Genomic DNA, 21,737 nt, shown 5'->3' with positions numbered 1-21,737 from the left:
CCTACCCCGGTTTAGATACAGCAAAGGCGGCATGCCCCTCCCCCACTTAGAGGTAGAGCACGCCGCCTACATTGGAAGAGCTGAGAAGGCTACTTCTTCTTTTCCTTCTCCTCGCCCGAAGACAGTGCCGCAATGAAGGCTTCCTGCGGAACCTCCACACGACCGACCATCTTCATGCGCTTCTTGCCTTCCTTCTGCTTCTCCAACAGCTTACGCTTACGCGAAATATCGCCACCGTAACACTTCGAAAGAACGTCCTTACGCATCGCTCGGATATTCTCGCGGGCAATAATACGCGAACCGATAGCCGCCTGAATCGGCACCTCAAACTGCTGACGAGGAATCAGCTCACGCAGCTTAGAAGTCATCATCAGGCCGTACGAGTACGCCTTATCGCGGTGAGTAATGGCGCTGAACGCATCCACCTTCTCACCCTGCAGTAGGATGTCGACCTTCACCAGGTCGGCCTCTTCCTCACCGTCGAACTTCCAGTCCAGCGACGCGTAACCGCGGGTACGGGACTTCAGCTGATCGAAGAAGTCGAACACAATCTCTGCCAGGGGCAGGCGGTAACGCATCTCCACACGGTCGGCAGAGAGGTAATCCATGCCACCAATCTGGCCGCGGCGAGCCTGGCACAGCTCCATAATCGCGCCAATGTACTCGCTCGGGGCAATAATCGTACACGCCACCATGGGCTCGCGAATCGTCGCAACCTTACCCTCGGGGAACTCGCTCGGGTTGGTCACGCGCTTAGCGTTACCGGCCTCGTCCACCACGTCGTAAATAACGTTCGGTGCGGTCGAAATCAGGTCCAGGTTGAACTCGCGTTCCAGGCGCTCACGCACAATCTCAAGGTGCAACAGACCCAGGAAGCCACAGCGGAAACCGAAGCCCAGAGCGGCAGAAGTCTCCGGTTCGTAAATCAGCGCGGCGTCGTTGAGCTTCAGCTTATCCAGCGCGTCACGCAGGGCCGGGTAGTCCGAACCGTCAATCGGGAACAGGCCCGAGAACACCATCGGCTTGGGGTCCTCGTAACCGCCCAGGGACTGTTCGGCGGGCTTCGCCGCGGAAGTAACGGTATCGCCCACACGGGACTGGCGCACGTCCTTCACACCGGTAATGAGGTAACCCACCTCGCCCACGCCCAGGCCCTTCGACGGGACAGGCTCCGGCGAAATCACACCGATTTCAAGCAGGTCATGCTCAGTACCGGTGGACATCATCTTAATCTTCTGACGCGGCTGCAAGCTACCGTCCACAACACGCACATAGGTGACCACGCCGCGGTACGAGTCGTACACCGAGTCAAAAATCATGGCACGCGCCGGGGCGGATGCGTCACCCTGCGGGGCGGGAATCGCCTCCACAATACGGTCCAGCAGAGCCTCAACACCCTCACCGGTCTTACCCGATACGCGCAGAACCTCGTCCGGCTCGCAACCAATCAGGTTCGCCAGCTCCTCAGCGTACTTATCGGGCTGAGCCGCGGGAAGGTCAATCTTGTTCAGCACCGGGATGATGGTCAGATCGTTCTCCATCGCCAGGTACAGGTTCGCCAGGGTCTGAGCCTCAATACCCTGAGCGGCGTCCACAAGCAGAAGCGCACCCTCACACGCAGCCAGGGAGCGGGACACCTCATAGGTGAAGTCCACGTGGCCGGGGGTGTCAATCATGTTCAGCGCGTAGGAGGTGCCGTCAACGTCCCAGGGCATGCGCACAGCCTGAGACTTAATGGTGATACCGCGTTCACGTTCAATGTCCATGCGGTCCAGGTACTGCGCCTTCATATCGCGCGGGGCAACCACGCCGGTGGCCTGCAGCATGCGGTCCGCGAGGGTGGACTTACCGTGGTCAATGTGAGCGATAATGCAGAAGTTGCGAATAATCGCGGGGTCGGTCGCCGCCGGAACGGGCGGGTTCTTCGACATGGGTGCCAATCACATCATCCTTTCGAGATGCTGGCTGCGGGTATGGGCATAGTTACCTATCATTTTCCCATACCCGCGCCATATGTGCGAACGGACCTAGCGTTCCGAAGAATCCTCCGCAGAATCCGCACCATCATCGGCAGGATTTACGCCCTCGGAGGCGCCGCTGAGGGAATCCAGGTAGCCCTCAATATCCTCGGCAATCACCTCGCCGGAGACAGTGCGCAGGGTCGAATCCATCTTCTGCTCAATCTCACGCACCAGCTCAACCTTCTCGTAGTCCTTCGCCATTTCTTCGGCGAGCTCCGCCTCCCACTCATCAGCGTGGGTGCGCAGGCGGTCGTACTCCTCCGACTCGACCTTGATACCGAGGATGACCTCCAGCGCCTCGATCAGGCTCACAACCGCGCGCGGGTTCTGCTGGTCAAAGCTCAGATACCCCGGGATGCTCATACGTAGCATGACCGATGAGGGCAGGCCGTGCTCGGCGGCGAGCGCAGACATCGCCATCGTCACCGAGGTAGAACCGGTGAAATACTCGTGCAGAATACCGGGGATAGCCGCCAGCTTCTCGTCGTGAGTGGTCAGCGTGTACGGGTACGGGCGGGTGTGCGCCACCTGATCCTCGAAGGTCTCGACGAAGATCGCGTGGTCCACGTGGAGTTTCTTCACGTACTTGAAGAAGCGGGTCATGAACCGCTGCAGGCACAGGCTCGGGGCGGGTCCGGTCACCACGAGCAGGCGCAGGCGGCGCTTCGGAATGGTGACCATGTTGTAGAACATCTTGGGCCACACCAGGACCGTGGATTCGGAGTCGTCGTTGTTCAGCAGCTGCGGGGCGACGGAACCGTAGTCGTAGAAGTCGTCCATATCGAAGCCGGGGCTCTCATCGCACGGGTCGAAGGCACGGTGAATCACGTCGAGGGCGTCTTCACCGTTGCCCGGGGGTTCCTTGGCGGAGTTGAAACCGACCAGCATGACGGTCGTGTAGTTGTCCTCTTCGGAGGATTCGCCCAGGCCCAGCTTGCCGAGCAGTCCCTTCTTCGCGGGCTGTTCTGTGGAGGCGGGCTTGGCGAAAGCGTCAAAGAGTCGGGCGGGTGGGAAGTTCGGCTGGCTCATCGTTGGTCCTTAGCTCGTGGTCGGTGGTTGTGTGGTGTGTATCGGCGGTGCTCACTCCCCCGGTGCCGTCTATACGGCACTATTGCTAGGGCGTGGGCGGTGTGCGGTACCGTCGATAGTTCCCACTATACGGGCTCCCGCGCGACCCGCAAGCGGTTTCGTCACCGGGCGGGCGCCTCCCCCCCCCCAAAAAAATCCGGGCGCCATAAAACCACGGCGTGCGGGTATAGCAAAAGGCACCCCGCCACTTAGCAGGATGCCTTTCACAAAAGTTATGAGGAGTTAACCGGTGGTGCCTCCGGTGTCTTCTAGACCGAAGCATAAAGCCGCGGCCGCCCGAGCGTTATTGCCACACCAATAGGTGAGGCTCAGGGTTTCAGAGGGGTCGTTTAACTCCTTGAACCCAAGTATACACGAAAAAGAAACCCCCTGCGTTCCCCTTAGAGGAGGGGGAACACAGGGGGTCTCTGCCCTTAAACCAGAGAGGTACTCACGCACCCCGCAAGTTTTAGAAAGCCTTGTTTACCAGCGCAGCAAGACCGGACTTCTTGTTTGCAGCGGTCTTCTTGTGCAGAACACCCTTGGAAACAGCCTTGTCCAGCTTACGGTTCACAAAACGCAGAGCCTCAACAGCAGCTTCCTGGTTCTGTGCCTCAACAGCAGCCTTGACCTTGCGGGTCGCGGTCTTCAGCTCGGACTTTACAGCGTTGTTACGCAGGCGAGCCTTCTCGTTGGTGAGGATACGCTTCTTCTGAGACTTAATGTTAGCCACAATTAAACTTTCTGTTTTGTCTTATTGGTCGGTGAGGGCGACGCTGGCCGATCATCGACTGAGCGGCGTGGGGATGCCTATGGCAACCGGCCAGCAGTGCCCGATGACCATCGGACACTCAACCACACATATTACCAGATGAACAGCCTCCACGACAGACCCCCGCGGAGAGAAAAATACTGTGAAAACCGCTACACGCGGCCCCTACATCCGGCGCAGACCGCGTCGGCTTCTTCCGCACCGGTCGCCGGTGAAACTACCTGCACAGGGCGTTAGCCGTTATGGCGAGTCCACGCACGCTCAATCAGGCGGAACGTATCCTCCGGCATAATCGCACCCTCGCGGCGCATCGAATCCGGGCGAACACGAATTACACGGTTCAGCTTCACCTCAGAGGCACGGCCCTGCGGATCCCACGGACCCGAACCAATATCAAGGTAGTTCGGGTCAGCGTGCTCACGGTTATTGTGGTCCTTGCTGGTCATCATCAGCGCCAGCAGGTACTCACCGTCACGACCCACCAGAAGCACCGGGCGGTCCTTACCCTGCGAGTGGTCCTCCTCGAAGGGAACCCACGTCCACACGATTTCACCCGGGTCAGCGTCGCCGTCCAGGGAGGGCGAGTACTCAAAGTTGATCATGTCGCGGTAATCACCCGGGTAGTCCGAACCGTCGGATGCGACGGTCGAAGCCGGTGCGGAAGGCTTGGGCGCGCTGGACTTTGCCGAGGAAGGCTTCGGAGCGCTCGGCTTGGGCGAAGACTGCGAGGACGCGCGGCGTTCCTCGCTCTTCGATTCGTGCGAGCCGTCGGAGCCCTTAGAGGAGGCCGCCTCGTTGAGCATGTCCTCCGCCGCCTTCTGCAGGTGGGGCAGCAGGGCAAAGAAAATTTTCTTCAGGAATTCAAGCATGCGCACCATTATGCACTAGTCGCGGGCGGGCAGTGCAATCGCCAGCACCGCGCGCTCCACGGCGTACACCGCATCCTGCGATTCTCCCTTGAGCTGAGCGTCGGCATCGGCCAGAAGCTGCACGATATGCGCCAGCTGCGCGCCAGTAAAGCGGCGGCCGTCTCGCTGAGCCTGCTCAACCTGCCACGGCGCCATGCCCACCTCGCGCGCCAGCTCGTTGGCGCTCATGCGCACGTGGTGCACGCGGGCAATATTGCGGATGCGCATGGCGAGCGCGCCGAGCATCGGAATCGGCTCCGTGCCGGTGGCCAATGCGTGGCGGAGCAGGCGCAGGGCCTCGGGAGCGTTACCCGAGATGGCGGCGTCACTTACTCGGAAGGCGGTGACCTCGGTGCGGCCACCGTAATAGAGGTTTACGGATTCCTCGGTGATTTCGCCAGAGATATCGGCGAGCAGCTGCTGGCAGGCGGCGGCCAGCTCGGCGGTGTCCGATGCGGCAGCGGTCAGCAGGGCCAGCGCTCCCCCGGTGATGGGTCGGTGGGCGGCCGAGAACTCGCTGGCCAGGAACTCGCCCTTCTCACGGTCGGTTTTGAGCGCCTTGCAGTTGACGAGGGTGAACTGTGATCGCACCAGGTCGATGAGCTTCTTGCCTCGGTTGCCGCCCGAGTGGTTCAGAATCAGCATGATGTCCGGCTCGGGAGCCTTCAGGTAGGCCAGGGTATCGGTGAGGAAGTCCTCGCTCATGGAGGCGAGGTTCTCCACCTCAATGATTTTGGCCGAACCGAAGAGTGAGGGGGACGCCTGCAGGGTCAGCTCCCCCGCCGTGTAGGTTGCGGCGTTCATCTGCACGCGGTCCACCTCGGGGTGCGCCTCGCGGAAGAGCTCGCGCAGGCGTGCCGCGGCGCGGGAGGCGAAGTACTCCTCGGGGCCGTAGAGCATGACGGCCGGCGCGGGCGTGACAGTACGCCAGGCGGTGTCGAGGGCCGGGCCACCGCGGCGGCTGTATCCTCCTCGGCCACGCTGGGGTGTACGCTGACCTGCCACGCTCATCACTCGCCTTCTGTTGGGTTTATCTCGCGGGGTTCCGCTGAGTATCCATCATAGCCTCTCCGCGCCGGTTGCCTCCTTTCTGCCGGTGATATTTCCGCCTGTACCTCGCGTGCCGGTGCTCCGCGCGACGACCCGCAGGTAGCGGCGGTGGGTTACGGTGCGGTAGCGGCGCGCATCCGCCCACCAGAGCAGTGCGCTAAGCCCCGCAACGGCCGTGATGCTCAGGAGCACCGCCGGGAGGTTGTTCCCCGGTTCCCAGGGGTTTCCGGGGGCTTGGGCCGCGGTGAGGGCGATGCGTTCGATGCCCGCAGCCGCGAGACCCCCGACGCGCAGGCAGAGGTCGGCCAGGGGCGTTATGCCCGTTGCGAGGAAACCCAGGGCGGCCAGCCCAGCGAGCATGCTCACGGGGGCGAGGGGTGCCGCCGCGAGGTTGGCCGGGACCGCGTAGAGCGGCACCTTACCGCTCATCGCCAGAATCAGCGGGGTGCACCACATGGAGGCCACGATGGGGGTTGCGAGCGCGTGCGCCCAGAATCCCGGCAAGGCCCGCATGAAAAGGCGTGCCAGGGGCGGGCCCAATAGGATGAGCGCGGCGGTGGCCGTGACTGAGAGGGCGAATCCGGCGTCCAGGGCGCGATGAGGTGCCAAGAACAGGCAGGCCAGCACGGTAACCTGCAGCGCGGCCAGCGATTGGCGACCCGAGCCGCGCAGCAGGGCGTAGGCACCGAGCAGACCCATGGCGAGGGAACGTACGACCGATCCCTCGTTCTCCAGGAGCGTGGCGTAGGTGAGTACCGCCGCGATGCCGCAGAGCACCACGGCCCGGCGCGGGACGCTCAAGAGGCTCAGCCTGCGTACGAGCGGAGGGAGGGTGGCGCTCGGTGCCGGGTCGGTGGAGGTGACCGTCACGTGCCTAGCGCCGTCGTGCCTCCTCGGACGGGTGCGTGCACCACCCCGCCCGGCGATACCGTGCCGCAACTCTCCCAGCCTCCTCAGCCGCTCGACCCAGGAGCGGTAGTGCAGGTAGCCGGTGGCGATGCGGTAGGGCCGCACGTGTAGCATCAGGCGGTAGGCGGCGGCAAACATGAGGGCGATGTTCGCCCCGGAAACCGCCGTCAGGTGGCTGAGCCCGCTGAGCTTGTACTCTTCACGGATTGTGGCGCTCATGAGGGAGTCGTCGCCGTAGGCCGTGCCCAGAACGATCGCTGTCGAGTCTGCCCCGAGAACCTCCCGGCCGTGGGCTCGTAGCCGCTCCTTAAGGCCGGTCAGCATGCCTCGGGGGTCTGCGCCACCGGGGTTACCGCTCGTTGAGCTGTTGTTCTGTGCGAAGAGCGTTCCGCGCAGGCGAGCCGTCGCGGTGAACGGGCCCTCGCCGAACTCCACGGTGCCGATGGCCGTCACCCTCGTTCCGGGTGGCAGCTGCCGATTCCCCGAGCCTCCCTTCGCGTCTTGGCGGGCCTTGCCGGAGGTCGCACGCGCGTACACCCGCACCCGCTCGTTGACCGCGGCCCGCACGGCACGGCCCTGTACCTCCTCCAGCCTGATGACCGTCAGGGTGGTGCGCGGATCGATAGGGCGCACCTGTTCCACGACGCCGCTCAGGCGAATGGACCGGCCCTGAGCCTGGTGCAGGGTGGCGCGGGAGGCATCCACCCCCGTGGCGCAGAGCAGCACCGCCTGCGCGACGATGACGCAGGCAACCAGCACCCCCTGGCCCGCAAGGCGGAAGAGGAAGGGCCCCCGTGCCTTCGCGAGGCGCGAATCCGCCCCACCTCTCGGCGCCAGCAAGGCTATAGCCAGGCACCCCAGCACCCCAATCAGAACGCACGCCGCCGGGTGGAGTACCGACCATGTTCCACGGTTCAGGGCCAACGCGGTGAACCCCCAGAGGGTAAGCGTGGCCGGGATGAGACGCAGGTCCAGGTGGATAAGGCTCCCCTGGGCCCTCAGCTCCTCGCTGCCTCGGCGTTCTGCCCACCGCTCGGCCTGCACCGCCCAGCCGTGCCGAAGGCTGCCGTAAAGGCCACGCATCCAATTGCCTCCGCGGGCCGGGGTGCGCAAAGTACGAGCCATCAGACCGTCACCAGCGGACGCAGGGTCTCGAGCAGGGTCGGGCCGATGCCGGGCACCGCATCCAGCTCATCCACGCTACGGAAGCCGCCGTGGGCCTCACGCCAGGCGATGATGCGCTGGGCCATGGCCGGGCCGATACGCGGCAGGCTCTGCAACTGCTCGGCGGTCGCGGTGTTGATGTTGACCGGGGCTGAGGCGGCGGAATTACCCGTGCCGCCGGAGGGGGTGAGGGTGCGCTGAGGCTGTGAGCCTCCTCCCCGAGATGCGCCCTGAGCCCCTCCCGGCGCGGTGTTGGGTTGAATGGGCGCCGGAGCGGCGGTTTCCCCTCGGCGCGGAACGTAGAGCTGCATGCCGTCGGTCAGCTCGCCGGCGAGGTTCACCCGATCCAGGTCGGCATCGGCGGCGGCCCCGGATGCGGCGGCGATGGCGTCCACGGCGCGGCCGTTCGCCGGGAGGGTGTACACGCCGGGGTTATTGACGGCCCCGGCCACGTGCACCCGCACCTCGGCCGCCTGACTGGGCTGGGGCGTCGGATGCTCGCTCTCCGCCCCCTGCCCGCTCCCCTGCGCGGTGCCCGAAGCCGGTGCGGGCACCTGGGCTACCGGCTCGCTACGGGGCGCCGCCGAGAACTGCGAGACTCCCCAGATGACGACCGCCAGGACGATGAGCGCCACGAGTACCAGGGCGCGCGGCGAGATGCCCCAGCGCGTTCTGCGGGTGGTGCCGGGCGCATCGGCCTCTTCCCAGTCCTCCCAATCGTCCCACTCTTCCAGGGCCTCTGGCTCTTCCAGAGCGCCCGATTCGTCGGGGGCCTCCGGGCTATCCTCGGCGCGGGATGCGCTGCCCAGGCGCACGGTGTCTTCCCGGTCGCAGTCCGGAATTGCCTCGGCGCGCCCCGAAGGATTGGGCCCGACGGGCCCACCGCTTTCGGGGGCCGCGGGGTTCGCGGGTTCCGGGGCGCGCCCGGGCGTGCGGTACAGGCCGTTCATGAGTTCGCGCGCTGTGCGCGGCGGCACCCCGGTCGGCGTGGTGACGCCCGGTGAATCTGCCACGTGGTACCCGTATTCGGCGGGGACGTCTTCGTCGGCGAACTCGTTGAAAGCCCGCTCGGACGAGGAATCTTCCCGCGGCGGGAGATTCTGAAAGGAAGTGCGGTGGTTGGGGGTCATGCTCGTCATACCTCCACACTAGGCTTGCGCGCGCGGCTATTCCGGAGCGCAGAAAAGCCTGTGGATAACGTCCCTTCCCCGGCGGGAAAAGGCGCAATCCACAGGCTTCTTTTTGAAAAAATCTACCCTTTTATTCAAATATGCACGGCGTGCACACGTAACACGGGGGTCAAAACGTGGCGGCTAGGTCGCGGGTTTTCGGCGTTCTTAAAACCTTCCGCACCCACAAAATAGTTCGGAGTCCTCACGAGTTCCTGGATATCCACGGGAGCCCCCGTGAGAGCACGGTTTCCGTTACGGCGCTCCCAGGCAATTACTCGGCATCCACGCTGGCTCCGGCACCCACAAAATAGTTCAACACCCGTGAAATCGTCCGGCGCCCCCTATCGGCTCGCGGCCTTAGCCAGCCACGCCCTAGTCCTCGCGCGGCAGCTCGGTACCGGGAATACCTAGCTCGGCGGCGCGCTTATCGGCCATGACCAGCAGGCGGCGAATACGGCCCGCAATCGCGTCCTTCGTCATGGGCGGCTCGGCCAGGCGACCCAACTCGTCCAGAGAGGCGTGCTTGTTCACCACACGCAACTCTCCCGCGTAACGCAGGTGTTCGGGGGCCTGATCGCCCAGAATTTCGAGGGCGCGCTCCACGCGGGCGCTGGCCGCCACGGCGGCCTGGGCGCTACGGCGCAGGTTAGCGTCATCAAAGTTGGCCAGTCGGTTGGCGGTCGCGCGCACCTCCTTGCGGGTGCGGGCCTCACGCCAGGTGGTGAGGGTGCCGGTCGCGCCCATGCGCTCGAGCAGTTGCGCAATGGTCTCGCCGTCGCGCACCACCACGCGGTCGGTACCGCGCACCTCGCGGGCCTTCGCAATGATCTCGAGGCGACGGGCGGCACCCACGAGAGCCAGGGCGGCCTCGGGGCCGGGGCAGGTAAACTCCAGTGCGGAGGAACGGCCCGGCTCGGTCAGGGAGCCGTGCGCCAGGAATGCGCCGCGCATGACGGCCTCCGCATCCTGCAGGGAACCGTTGACCACGGCCGGCGGCAGGCCGCGCACGGGGCGACCGCGCACATCCAGCAGACCGGTCTGACGGGCCAGGGCCTCGCCGCCCTGATCCACGCGCACCACGTAGCGGCCACCGCGGCGCAGGCCGCCACCGGTGACGCTGGTGAGCTCGGAGTCGTGACCGTAAATCTCAGAGATGATGCGGCGCATGCGGTGGGCGGTGGGCTCGTGATCTACCTCAGATTCCACCACGATTCGCCCCGAGACAATGTGCAGACCGCCGGTGAAGCGCAGAATCGTTGAAATCTCGGCCTTGCGGGCAGAGATTTTCGGCGCGTCATAGCTGGCGAGTTCGTCTTTGACGAGGGTGGTCAATGCCATAGGTCGGTGTCCTTCTGGGCGGGTAGTCGGCACGGGTGGCCGGAAAAGTTCAGTCTGGTAAAGTTCGGGTCGCCGCTTCCTGAGCGGGCGAAGAGAACCTCTAAGCGCTCAGCTCGAAGGTTTCGTTGTACGCGGAGGCGAGCTTCAGCGGATCGTGCACATCCGGCCGGGTGCTCGAACGCAGGTGCGCCCACACGACCTTCGCACCCATCGAGGCGGCCTCGCGCTCGAGTCCCGCGCGGTGGTCGGCCTGCATGTCGGCGTCGGCAATCACGGCGTCCAGGTGCAACTTGGACGCGTACTGACGCAGAAGCTCCAGGTGGGTTGCCGGGGTAAACCCCACGGTCTCCTTGTCGTCGGAGAGGTTCATGACCACGCATCGTCGCGCCTCCGTGCGAATAATCGCCTCGCGCTGGGCGTCCAGCAGCAGGTGCGGCAGAACCGAGGTGCGCCACGAGCCGGGGCCGAGCACAATCCAGTCGGATTCCTCAATAGCGGAGAGCGCCTCCGGGCAGGGACGCGCGTGCTCCGGGGACAGGCCAATATCGTGCACGCGCTCCTCCTTGGAGAGGTTCACCTGCCCCACGACCTTGACCCGCTCGATTCCGCCACCGGAGTGCTCGCGCAACACGGTACCGTAAATCACCATGGGGTCCAGCGCCATGGGGAGCACGCGGCCGCGGGCGTTCAGCAGGGCGCCCGCCCAGTCCAGGCCGGCCACAGGGTCGTCCAGCAGCTGCCAGAGCGTCGCGATGAGCAGGTTGCCAAGCGCGTGATAGTCCAGGGGAAACTCCCCCTCGTAGCCTTCGGGCGCGGCGAAACGGTGCTGCATGACGTCGCGCCAGGTGCGGCCCCAATCGGTGTCGTCGCAGAGCGCCGAGAGCGCCATGCGCAAATCTCCGGGAGGAAGAATACCCATCTCCTCACGCAGGCGACCCGAGGAGCCGCCGTCGTCCGCCACGGTTACCACGGCCGTCAGGTCGGGGGTCACGTGGCGCAGAGCCGAAAGGGATCCGTACAAGCCGTGCCCGCCGCCCATGGCCGTCACCTTCGGTGAACGGTGCGTGGTCTTCAGCAGACGCAGAGCCTGGGTCGGGAGCGCGGGTAGGCGGGGAATCCCCTGAGTGTCATAACTGGTTGAATGAGTGTTCATAGTCTGTATCTCACATACCCGGAAGCGGCCGGCCCTCCGCTCGGTGTGCGAAGGGCGACCGGTAGCTGATTATGGGTTGCCGGTCAGTACTGCGAGGCTATTCGCGGCCCTTGTCGCGGTGCTGCACGTTCACGTTGACATCGGGGAAGGCGGAGAGGCGGCGGGCCAGCTCCTCGGTCACGGCCACCGAGCGGTGCTTACCACCGGTGCAACCAATCGCGATGGTGGCGTAGTACTTACCCTCGCGGCGGTAGCCCTCCAGCACGGGACGCAGGGCGGCCAGGTAGTTGCTGATGAACTCCTCGGTGCCGGCGTGCTCCAGCACGTAGTCGCGCACGGGGGCGTCCTGGCCGGTCAGCGGGCGCAGTTCGGGTACCCAGTGCGGGTTCGGAATAAAGCGCATGTCGGCCATGTAGTTGGCGTCCGAAGGCGCACCGTACTTGAAGCCGAAGCTCATGACGGTCAGGTTCAGCTTCTTGTCCGCACCCTCGGCGAACATCTCGCGCACGGTGCGGGCCAGCTCGTGAACGTTCATGCCGGTCGTATCAATCGTGCGGTCCGAGGCCAGGCGCAGGCCCTCGAAGAGGGTGCGCTCGGCGCGGATGCCGTCGAGCACGCGACCCTCACCCTGCAGCGGGTGCGGGCGGCGCTGAGCCTCGTAACGGGCGATGATGGTCTCGTCCTTGGCATCCAGGAAGAGCATGGAGAAGTCAATATCGGACTTGCGCAACGTCTCGATGGCGGCCGGCAAATCAGAGAACAGCGCGCGGGCGCGCACGTCAATACCGAGAGCCACCTTCGGCACGCGAGCGCCGTCGCGGGTCACCAGCTCGGCCAGGGAACCGAGCATCTGCGGAGGGATGTTATCGATAACGTACCAGCCCTCGTCCTCGAGCACGTTAGCGACGGTGCTACGGCCCGCACCGGAGATACCGGTAATCACCAGAATCTGCGGGCGCTCATCGCTCTGGACGGAATGTGCGGCGGCATGGTGCTGATTGTCTGCCATGGTGTCTCTTCCCCTTTGACGCGAACTACTCTATAAGCCATGATACAAGACCTTGATTAGACGGTCCGGGCCCGTGCTCACATATTTCAGGACATGACAAAAAAGAGTCGCCCCTCCCCCATCTCCCCCGAGCGTTAACGCGAAACGACCCGCCGCAAAGAATGCGACGGGTCGAATGTTCCGCTCGTGAAAAGCGCCGTAAAAATGTTATGAAAACGTTGTGAAGAGCGCTACGAATGTGCTGCGGATGCGTCTGCCGCGGGAACGGCCGCGGGCTAGGAGCAGTCCGGCCCGAAGAAGCCGCTCACGTACTCCAGCAGGCGCACCGAAACGTCCTTCTTCGAGCCAATCAGCACCGGCTCCTCATCGGTCAGCGCAGAGAGCAGGGTAATCGTGTTCTCGTCCGTACCGAAGCCCAGGTTCACGCCCACCGTGTTCACGGCCAGGAAGTCGGCGCCCTTGCGCTGCATCTTCTCGCGGCCCAGCTCCAGCGGGGTCTTTTCTGCCGAGCCGGTCTCCGCGGCGAAACCCACAATAATCTGCGGGCCCATGCAGGTCTGACCGGCCTCCCGAGCCTGAGCGCGACGCACCACAACCTCGCGCAGGATATCGGGGTTGCGCACCAGGTTGATGACCGGCGCATCCTCGGAATCGGCGCTCTTCTTAATCTTGAACTCGGCGAACTCGGCGGGCCTGAAATCGGCCACCGCCGCGGACATCACCAGAACGTCCGCGGATGCGCTCACCTCCAGGACGACCTCGCGCAGCTCTAGGGCGCGCTCAACGCGGGTCACCCGCACGCCCTCGGGGGCGGGCACCTCGATATTTGCGGCAATCAGGTGCACGTGCGCGCCCAGGTCGCGGGCCGCCTCGGCCAGGGCCACGCCCTGCTTGCCGGTCGAGCGGTTACCCAGGTAGCGCACGGGGTCGAGGGGCTCGCGGGTGCCGCCGGCGGTAATCACCACGGTGCGGCCGGCCAGCGGACCGGATGCGGCGGGCACCTCCCGGGCCGCGCCCTCGACGGCCTCGGGGCCGCCATGACCGTCGATGCTCACCGAGCCCAGGGTCGCCAGGCGTGCGGCGGCCGCGCGCTCCTGCTCCGTATCGGCGTACAGGGGGTGGGTCGGGGCGTAGCCGGGCGTGTACACCGGGTGCGTGGAACGCTTCGGGAACCGCGCAATAACCTCCTGCGCCAGGCGGAAGATGTCCTCGGGTTCGGGCATGCGGCCGGGGCCGGAGTCCGGGCCCGTCAGACGGCCAATCGCCGGCTCAATCACGTGGTAGCCCCACGAACGCAGGGTCTGCACGTTCGCGCGGGTCGCCGGGTTCTCCCACATCTGCGTGTGCATGGCCGGGGCCAGAATCACGGGCGCGTGCGTGGTCAGCACGGTCGCCGACAACAAATCGTCCGCGCGTCCGGCAGCCAGGCGGGCCAGCAGGTCAGCGGTGGCCGGGGCAATCACCACGGCGTCGGCCTGCTCGGCCTGGCGCACGTGGTTCACCTCGGGCACGCGCTCGAACACGTCGGTCGAAACGGGGTTGCCGCTCAGCGCCTCCAGGGTGGGTACCCCCACGAACTTGGTCGCGTTCGGGGTGGGCATGGCGATAACCTCGTCACCATTCTTCGCAAAAAGGCGAAGGAGCATCGCCGCCTTGTACGCGGCGATGCCCCCTCCCATACCAACGATAATGCGCATGGTACGTCAGATAATCCTTAAACTAGCCGGTCGGCTCGTTACTCGGCGTGGTCGTCGAGGATGACCTCTTCAATCGCGATGACCTCGTCGCTACCGGCGGGAATGTACTCTTCCTCGATAGCGTCGGGGTACTCGGTGACGCTGAAGTCAATCAGAGCGTTCGGCTCTTCAGCGATCGGGTAACCGTCCTCGTTGAACTTGGTGCCGGGCTGGTGCTCAGCCTCAACGCGGTCGGTAATGATTTCGCGCATAGCAACCGACAGGGACTTCTCAGTCGAGTCAGCGTCGACCAGCGGGCCGATGTGAGGGTTCTTGGAATCCTGCAGGTTAGCGTAGTACGCGTTGATCTGGCGGGCGCGGCGGGCACCGAAAATCACCAGGCCGTACTTGGACTCTGCCTTCTCGATCAGCGAGTCTGCGCTGGGGCGCACGATGCCCTCGGGAGTAACGCCGTCAACGAAGTTGTAGTCCTCGTGTTCCTTGATTTCGTTTGCCACTAAAAACTCCAAAAATCTTGATGGATGTACGTACCGAACGCCCTTCGCGGGGTGCCCACGCTCGGATTCGGGCGGGCGCGGGAAGGGCTCGGTCAAAACTAAAGAACTATTCTACCCTCTCGGCGGCTAAAAAGCACGTACCGGATGGTGGAGAAGACGCAAAGGGGCGGGTCACGCTATTTTTGCGTGACCCGCCCCTCACGGCGGGAGACCTACGCGGCGCCAATCAGCTCGGCAATTTCCCGAGCCGCACGCTCCACGCTGTCGTTCACCACCGTCACGTCAAATTCCTTCTCGGCGGCCAGCTCAACCTTCGCGGTTTCCAGACGGCGAGCCTGCTCCTGCTCGCTCTCGGTACCGCGGCCCTTCAGACGCGACACCAGCTCATCCCAGCTCGGCGGGGCCAGGAAAATCAGGCGAGCGTCAGGCATGGTCTCACGAATCTGGCGAGCGCCCTGCAGGTCAATCTCCAGAATCACCGGGTGACCGGCGTCCAGAGCCTCCTGCACCTTAGCGCGCGGGGTGCCGTACTTGTTCTTTCCGTGCACCACCGCGTACTCCAGCATCTGGCCGTCGGCAATCATCTGATCAAACTCGTCCATAGAGACAAAGTAGTAGTGAACGCCGTCGACCTCACCGGGGCGAGGATCGCGAGTGGTTGCGGACACCGAGAACCACACCTTCGGATAGTTCTCGCGAATGTACTGGCACACCGTACCCTTACCAACGGCGGTGGGGCCGGCCAGAACGGTCAAAGTCGGCTGAGACATAGCTTCCTTCCAGATGCGCCGCCGCACGCGCGGGGCGCAAACACTTTAGGACTGAGAAGATTCAGAAGACTGAGCAGCAGTCCTGCGACGTGCGCGGTTGAGATACCGCGAATTACGGTTGAAGTACTCCACCATCTTGCGACGCTGGTGAACGCCAAGACCACCCAGACGGCGGGTCGGCGCAATATGAAGTTCTTCAATGATGCGTTCTGCTCGAACGGCACCAATGCCCGGAAGTGCGCGCAGCATCTGCCCCACCGGCATTTTAGCCAGTGCAGGGTCGGAATCGACCATATCGAGAACCTGACGTACGGAAAGCTCACGTTCACTCAGTGCACGCTTAATTTCCTGGCGGTGTGCTCGGGCAAGTACTGCCTTCTCGCGGGCGGAGGCGCGCGCATCCTCGGTTAGCGGAGTCAGCGGCATGGTTGGGTCCCCCATTTCTGCGAGTATTGAATTTTACTTATCAACTAATGTATCACGAATGTCTCGGGAGGCCCCGCTCCATTCGCGGTGCTCCCCACGCACCAACAATGCGTCTACGCACGTCAGCACGTAAATTCCGGAAGCACTCTTTCTAGCATAGCGGAGTCATCGCCCGATCAAAAGCCACGCACGGGCGGGACCGATACTGTTTGGTCACACTGCCGGATGCGCGGCCCCTCCCCCACCCCGGCGGACACAGAAAAGGGCACGCACCCCGGCCGGGCTCCCGAAGGAACCGACCGGGGTGCGCGCCCCATCTAGGCTTAGCTATACGCTGAGCGCGGACTATGCGCCGCGGGCAGCCAGCAGGTCGTCGCGAGCCGCCTGCGCTGCCTGCGCCAGAGCCTCAACCGACGGGCCCGCAGAGAGCACACCGCGGCTGGAGTTCACCAGCACCTGCGACTCCACACCCGCGAACACGCGGTACAGGTCAGCGGCCGAAGCACCCTGAGCGCCGTAACCGGGCGACAGAATCGGGCCGTTGAAGGAACCCAGGTCAATGCCCAGGTCAACCAGCGCCTGGCCGACGGTCGCACCGACCACCAGGCCGCACGGACCCATCTGCTCCCACTGACGGGAGGTGTTCTCGGCTACCGCCGCGGCAATAATGCGCTTGGCCACCGCGCCCTCGGACTCCGAGGCGCCCACGTGCTGCACGCTCTTACCCTCGGGGTTCGAGGTCAGCGCCAGTACGAAGGTTCCGCGGTCGTTCTGGGCGGCCAAATCCAGCGCCGGACGCAGCGACTCAAAACCCAGGTACGGGCTCAGCGTCACCGAATCGGCACCCAGCGGCGAGGAGGAGCCGAGCCACGCATCCGCGTAGGCCTTCATGGTCGAGCCGATGTCGCCGCGCTTCGCGTCAGCCACAATCAGCACGCCGTCGGCGGCGGCGCGGGCGAACAGCGCTTCCAGCACGGCCAGGCCGGCAGAGCCGTGACGCTCGAACAGCGCCACCTGCGGCTTCAGCGCGGCCGCGAAGGGTGCGCAACCCTCGTACACGGCCTCGGTGAAGGCGGCCAGACCCTCGGCGGAATCCTCCAGGCCCCACTGCTCCAGCAGGTTCGGGTGCGGGTCAATGCCCACGCACAGCGGGCCGCGCTCGGCCATCGCCTTCGCCAGGCGGTCACCAAAGGAAGCGGACATTACGCCTCGCCACCCTCGGAAGCCAGGCGAGCGTCCACGGCGGCGGCCAGCTTGACGTCGTGCTCCTGCAGGCTCATGATGTCCCAGCTGTGCTCGCGCAGAGCGGTAATCGCCTGAACGGCGGCGGCGAACTCGGAGATGGTGGTCATCACCGGGCAGCCGACCGACACGGCGGCGGCACGAATCTCGTAGCCGTCGCTACGAGCGGCACCACCGGCGGGGGTGTTCAGAATCAGGTCGATGTCACCGTTGCGGACCATGTCCACAATCGAGTGGTCGCCGTTTGCCTCGGCAAACTTCGAAGCCACCAGAATCGAGTTCAGGCCGTTGCGGCGCAGAATCTCGGCGGTACCACCGGTCGAAACGATCTCGAAGCCCAGCGACTCCAGCATCTTCGCGTAGATGATGACGTTACGCTTGTCGTGGTTAGCCACCGAAATGAAGACCTTACCGGAGGTCGGCATCGGCGAACCAGCACCAGCCTGAGCCTTCGCGAACGCGGTGTCGAAGTGCTGATCCAGGCCCATGACCTCACCGGTCGAACGCATCTCCGGGCTCAGCAGCGAATCGACCACCACACCCTCCGGGGTGCGGAAACGAGCGAACGGCAGAACCGCAGCCTTCACAGCAATCGCGGTCTCCTGCGGCAGGGATGCGCCGTCCATGTGCTGCGGCAGGTAACCCTCAGCCTTCAGCTCAGCAATGCTCTTGCCCAGACCAATCAGCACAGCAGCCTTAGCCATCTGCACGCCGGTAGCCTTCGACACGAACGGAACAGTACGGGACGCGCGCGGGTTCGCCTCAATCACGTACAGGTTCTCAGACACGTACGCGAACTGAATGTTAATCAAGCCGCGCACACCGGTGCCGCGAGCAATCTTCTCGGTAGCGTCCTTCACCTTGGCGATGATGTCCGGGCCGAGGGTAATCGGGGGCAGAGTACAGGAGGAGTCACCGGAGTGAATACCGGCTTCCTCAATGTGCTCCATGACGCCGCCCAGGTACAGCTCCTCGCCGTCGAACAGGGCGTCCACGTCAATCTCGATGGCATCCTCAAGGAACTTGTCAATCAGAGCCGGCTGCGAGGGCGAAACCTCGGTAGCGTTCTCCAGGTAGCGGGCCAGGTTAGCCTCGTCGTAGACGATTTCCATGCCGCGGCCGCCCAGCACGTACGAGGGGCGAACCAGAACCGGGTAACCGATTTCGTCGGCGATGCGCTTAGCGCCCTCGAAGGTGAACGCGGTGCCGTTCTTGGGCGAAATCAGGCCGCCCTCCTCCAGCACGCGGGAGAACTCGCCGCGGTCCTCGGCCAGGTCGATGGCCTCGGGGGTGGTGCCCAGAATCGGCACGCCCGCATCCTTCAGGGCACGAGCCAGCTTCAGCGGGGTCTGGCCGCCCAGCTGCACGAACACGCCCATCAGGCCGCCGGTACGACGCTCCGACTCAACAATCTCGAGCACGTCCTCAAGGGTCAGCGGCTCGAAGTACAGGCGGGTCGAGATATCGTAGTCGGTCGAAACGGTCTCGGGGTTGCAGTTGACCATGACGGTCTCGTAACCCAGCGAACGCAGCACCATAGAGGCGTGCACGCACGAGTAGTCGAACTCGATACCCTGACCGATGCGGTTCGGGCCCGAACCCAGAATCATGATCGAGGGCTTCTCGTGGTGAGCGACCTCGTCCTCCAGGTCGTAGGAGGAGTAGTGGTACGGGGTGAACGCCTCAAACTCGGCGGCGCAGGTGTCCACGGTCTTGAAGACCGGGCGGATACCCAGGGCGTGACGCACGCCGCGCACAACGTCCTCGGAGGAGCCGATAATCTCGGCAATCTGTGCGTCCGAGAAGCCGTGGCGCTTGGCCAGCTTCAGGGTCTCCGGATCCAGGTGGTCACGCTTCTCGTAGACCACGCCGGCCACCTCGTTCAGCAGCACCAGCTGATCCAGGAACCACGGGTCAATCTTGGTGGCCTCGTGCAGCTGCTCCACGGTTGCGCCGGCCAGCAGAGCTTGCTGAACCTGGTAGATACGCTGGGTGGTGGGAACCTTGGTCTTCTCAATCAGCTCGGCCAGCTCCACCTCGGAGAGGGTCAGCGGCTTGAACGAGAAGGAGGCGCCCTTCTGCTCGAGCGAACGCATGGCCTTCTGCAGAGCCTCGGTGAAGTTACGGCCCAGGGCCATGGCCTCGCCCACGCTCTTCATGGTGGTGGTCAGGGTCGGGTCGGCAGCCGGGAACTTCTCAAACGCGAAGCGCGGAACCTTCACGACCACGTAGTCCAGGGTCGGCTCGAAGGAGGCCGGGGTCTTCTGGGTGATGTCGTTCGGAATCTCGTCCAGGGTGTAGCCCAGCGACAGCTTGGTCGCAATCTTCGCGATCGGGAAGCCGGTAGCCTTCGATGCGAGCGCCGAGGAGCGGGACACGCGCGGGTTCATCTCAATGACGATGACGCGGCCGGTCTTCGGGTCGATAGCGAACTGGATGTTGCAGCCACCGGTGTCCACGCCGACCTCGCGAATCACGTTAATTGCGATGTCGCGCAGCTTCTGGAACTCACGGTCGGTCAGGGTCAGTGCGGGGGCCACGGTGATGGAGTCACCGGTGTGCACGCCCACGGGGTCGAAGTTCTCGATGGAGCAGACGACCACGACGTTGTCGTTGGTGTCACGCATCATCTCCAGCTCGTATTCCTTCCAGCCGAGGATGGACTCCTCGAGCAGGACCTCGCTGGTGGGCGAGTACTGAATACCGGCGCCGGCGATGCGGTAGAGGTCTTCCTCGTTGTACGCCATGCCCGAGCCGAGACCACCCATGGTGAAGGAGGGGCGAACCACCATCGGGTAGCCGAGCTCCTTGGCGGCCTCCAGGGCCTCCGGCATGGAGTGGACGATGACCGAGCGGGCCGATTCGCCGCCGGCACGCTCCACGACGCCCTTGAAGGCCTCGCGGTCCTCGCCGAGGTTGATGGCGTCAATGTTCGCGCCAATCAGCTCGACGTTGTACTTCTCGAGGATGCCACGCTCACCCAGCTCAATAGCCGCGTTCAGTGCGGTCTGACCACCCAGGGTCGGCAGGATTGCGTCCGGCTTTTCCTTCGCGATAATCTTCTCGATCACCTCGGGGGTGATGGGTTCAATGTAGGTGGCGTCCGCGAACTCGGGGTCGGTCATGATGGTTGCCGGGTTGGAGTTCACGAGGATGACGCGCACGCCCTCCTCCTTCAGCACGCGCAGCGCCTGAGTGCCGGAGTAGTCGAATTCCGCTGCCTGACCGATGACAATCGGGCCGGAACCGATGACGAGGACGCTGTTAAGGTCGGTACGACGAGGCATTTAGGCTTCCTTTGCAGTCTTGGTTGCGACCATCAGGTCAATGAAACGGTCAAAGAGGTAGGCGGAGTCGTGCGGACCCGCGGCGGCTTCGGGGTGGTACTGAACCGAGAAGGCCGGGATGTCCTTACAGGTCAGGCCCTCCACCACGTTGTCGTTCAGGCCGACGTGGGAGACCATGACCTGACCGAACTCAGCGTTCGGTGCGGTCACATAGTCGCCAATCGGCGCGTCCACAGCGAAGCCGTGGTTCTGCGCGGTGATTTCAACCTTGCCGGTGGTCTTATCCATGACCGGCTGGTTGATGCCGCGGTGACCGAAGAGCAGCTTGTAGGTGCCGAAGCCCAGGGCGCGGCCGAGCAGCTGGTTACCGAAGCAGATGCCGAAGAACGGGGTGCCCTTGCGCAGCACGCCCTGCAGCAGCTCAACCTGCTCGTCGGCGGTTGCGGGGTCACCGGGGCCGTTGGAGAAGAACACGCCGTCGGGGTTGTAGGAGTAGATGTCCTCGAGGGTTGCGTTGGCGGGCAGCACGTGCACGCGCACGCCGCGCTCAGCGAAACGCTGCGGGGTCATCGACTTGATGCCCAGGTCCAGGGCGACGATGGTCGCGACCGGGGGTGCAAACCAGTTGTGCTGGTGCGGCTCGACGGTGTAGGCGGTGTCGACCGAGACGATGTCGGCGAGCTTGCGGCCGGCCATGGGCTCGGAGGCGCGCACCTCCTCCAGCAACTCGGCCTCGGGGCGCTCGGCGTGCTCACCGGAGAACACGCCCGCACGCATCGAACCGCTCGAACGCAGGCGGCGGGTCAGGGCGCGAGTGTCAATGCCCTGAATACCGATGATGCCCTGCTCGATGAGCTCTTCGTCGAGGGTGCGCTCAGAACGCCAGTTGGATGCCACACGTGCGGCGTCACGAACCACGTAGCCGGCAACCCAAATCTTGGGGGCTTCAGCGTCGGTGGTGTTCACACCGGTGTTGCCAATATGGGGAGCGGTCTGAACCACAATCTGACCCGCGTAGGAGGGGTCGGTCAGGGTTTCCTGGTAGCCGGTCATGCCGGTCGCGAAAACCGCCTCGCCCAGGGACGCGCCGGTTGCGCCGTAGCCATAGCCGCGGTAGACGGTGCCGTCCTCCAGGACGAGCAGCGCGCGGTCCGTACGCAGGGCGCCGGATCGTGTCATGTCAGTCATGCTCTCTTTTCCTTTTCTGTGGTGCTCTCCCCCGCGGGCCTTGCGGTGAGTGCCGCTCGGTGCGTT

The 21,737-nt window shown here is 64.4% G+C and carries 17 protein-coding genes; all 17 read right to left on the bottom strand.

Going from position 1 to position 21,737, the window contains the following annotated elements; genetic code table 11:
• Window positions 1-89: 89 nt before the first annotated feature.
• The 17 genes from lepA to carA all read right to left on the bottom strand — a co-directional run bounded on the left by lepA (window position 90) and on the right by carA (window position 21,671).
• Window positions 90-1,931, bottom strand: a complete 1,842-nt coding sequence (lepA, locus tag HMPREF2674_RS08080; protein WP_371441261.1) for a translation elongation factor 4 — start codon at window positions 1,929-1,931, stop codon at window positions 90-92.
• Window positions 1,932-2,027: 96 nt separating this feature from the next.
• The gene (locus HMPREF2674_RS08075) at window positions 2,028-3,050 is read right to left on the bottom strand and encodes a PAC2 family protein (protein ID WP_070825386.1); all 1,023 of its coding nucleotides are present in this window, start codon (window positions 3,048-3,050) and stop codon (window positions 2,028-2,030) included.
• A gap of 508 nt (window positions 3,051-3,558) precedes the next feature.
• On the bottom strand, window positions 3,559-3,822 hold the full coding sequence (rpsT, locus tag HMPREF2674_RS08070; protein WP_049346199.1) for a 30S ribosomal protein S20: 264 nt from the start codon (window positions 3,820-3,822) through the stop codon (window positions 3,559-3,561).
• A 272-nt stretch (window positions 3,823-4,094) separates the two neighbouring features.
• On the bottom strand, window positions 4,095-4,730 hold the full coding sequence (locus HMPREF2674_RS08065; RefSeq protein WP_070825385.1) for a type II toxin-antitoxin system PemK/MazF family toxin: 636 nt from the start codon (window positions 4,728-4,730) through the stop codon (window positions 4,095-4,097).
• Between the two features lie 15 nt (window positions 4,731-4,745).
• Complete coding sequence (gene holA, locus HMPREF2674_RS08060) at window positions 4,746-5,780, bottom strand: DNA polymerase III subunit delta (protein WP_070825384.1); 1,035 nt, start codon at window positions 5,778-5,780, stop codon at window positions 4,746-4,748.
• Between the two features lie 48 nt (window positions 5,781-5,828).
• Window positions 5,829-7,853, bottom strand: a complete 2,025-nt coding sequence (locus HMPREF2674_RS08055) for a ComEC/Rec2 family competence protein (protein ID WP_084824467.1) — start codon at window positions 7,851-7,853, stop codon at window positions 5,829-5,831.
• Window positions 7,853-9,031 carry a ComEA family DNA-binding protein gene (locus HMPREF2674_RS08050; RefSeq protein ID WP_070825382.1) on the bottom strand — a complete coding sequence of 393 codons (1,179 nt, stop codon included), beginning with the start codon at window positions 9,029-9,031 and terminating at the stop codon, window positions 7,853-7,855. The genes HMPREF2674_RS08055 and HMPREF2674_RS08050 overlap by 1 nt, the downstream gene beginning before the upstream one ends.
• A gap of 405 nt (window positions 9,032-9,436) precedes the next feature.
• Window positions 9,437-10,402: a DNA-binding protein WhiA gene (gene whiA / locus HMPREF2674_RS08045; protein ID WP_049346692.1), complete on the bottom strand. Its 966-nt coding sequence runs from the start codon at window positions 10,400-10,402 to the stop codon at window positions 9,437-9,439.
• A gap of 100 nt (window positions 10,403-10,502) precedes the next feature.
• Window positions 10,503-11,555: a gluconeogenesis factor YvcK family protein gene (yvcK, locus tag HMPREF2674_RS08040; RefSeq protein WP_049343726.1), complete on the bottom strand. Its 1,053-nt coding sequence runs from the start codon at window positions 11,553-11,555 to the stop codon at window positions 10,503-10,505.
• Between the two features lie 97 nt (window positions 11,556-11,652).
• On the bottom strand, window positions 11,653-12,564 hold the full coding sequence (rapZ, locus tag HMPREF2674_RS08035) for an RNase adapter RapZ (RefSeq protein ID WP_049334253.1): 912 nt from the start codon (window positions 12,562-12,564) through the stop codon (window positions 11,653-11,655).
• 275 nt (window positions 12,565-12,839) lie between these two features.
• On the bottom strand, window positions 12,840-14,261 hold the full coding sequence (locus tag HMPREF2674_RS08030; protein ID WP_070825381.1) for a bifunctional phosphopantothenoylcysteine decarboxylase/phosphopantothenate synthase: 1,422 nt from the start codon (window positions 14,259-14,261) through the stop codon (window positions 12,840-12,842).
• Between the two features lie 38 nt (window positions 14,262-14,299).
• Complete coding sequence (rpoZ, locus tag HMPREF2674_RS08025; protein ID WP_049334255.1) at window positions 14,300-14,758, bottom strand: DNA-directed RNA polymerase subunit omega; 459 nt, start codon at window positions 14,756-14,758, stop codon at window positions 14,300-14,302.
• A gap of 212 nt (window positions 14,759-14,970) precedes the next feature.
• Window positions 14,971-15,528: a guanylate kinase gene (gmk, locus tag HMPREF2674_RS08020; RefSeq protein ID WP_049334256.1), complete on the bottom strand. Its 558-nt coding sequence runs from the start codon at window positions 15,526-15,528 to the stop codon at window positions 14,971-14,973.
• A gap of 45 nt (window positions 15,529-15,573) precedes the next feature.
• Window positions 15,574-15,954, bottom strand: a complete 381-nt coding sequence (gene mihF / locus HMPREF2674_RS08015; protein WP_049334257.1) for an integration host factor, actinobacterial type — start codon at window positions 15,952-15,954, stop codon at window positions 15,574-15,576.
• Between the two features lie 345 nt (window positions 15,955-16,299).
• The gene (gene pyrF / locus HMPREF2674_RS08010; RefSeq protein ID WP_070825380.1) at window positions 16,300-17,157 is read right to left on the bottom strand and encodes an orotidine-5'-phosphate decarboxylase; all 858 of its coding nucleotides are present in this window, start codon (window positions 17,155-17,157) and stop codon (window positions 16,300-16,302) included.
• Entirely contained in the window at window positions 17,157-20,483 is a 3,327-nt protein-coding gene (gene carB / locus HMPREF2674_RS08005) for a carbamoyl-phosphate synthase large subunit (RefSeq protein WP_070825379.1), read from the bottom strand. The genes pyrF and carB overlap by 1 nt, the downstream gene beginning before the upstream one ends.
• The gene (gene carA, locus HMPREF2674_RS08000) at window positions 20,484-21,671 is read right to left on the bottom strand and encodes a glutamine-hydrolyzing carbamoyl-phosphate synthase small subunit (RefSeq protein ID WP_070825378.1); all 1,188 of its coding nucleotides are present in this window, start codon (window positions 21,669-21,671) and stop codon (window positions 20,484-20,486) included. It abuts the gene before it with no gap.
• Between the last annotated feature and the right edge of the window lie 66 nt (window positions 21,672-21,737).

The organism is Rothia sp. HMSC062F03 (genome assembly GCF_001836905.1).
Taxonomy (GTDB): Bacteria; Actinomycetota; Actinomycetes; order Actinomycetales; family Micrococcaceae; genus Rothia; species Rothia mucilaginosa_A.
Note: the sequence above shows the minus strand (reverse complement) of the source record. Positions and strands in the feature narration are given on the sequence as shown.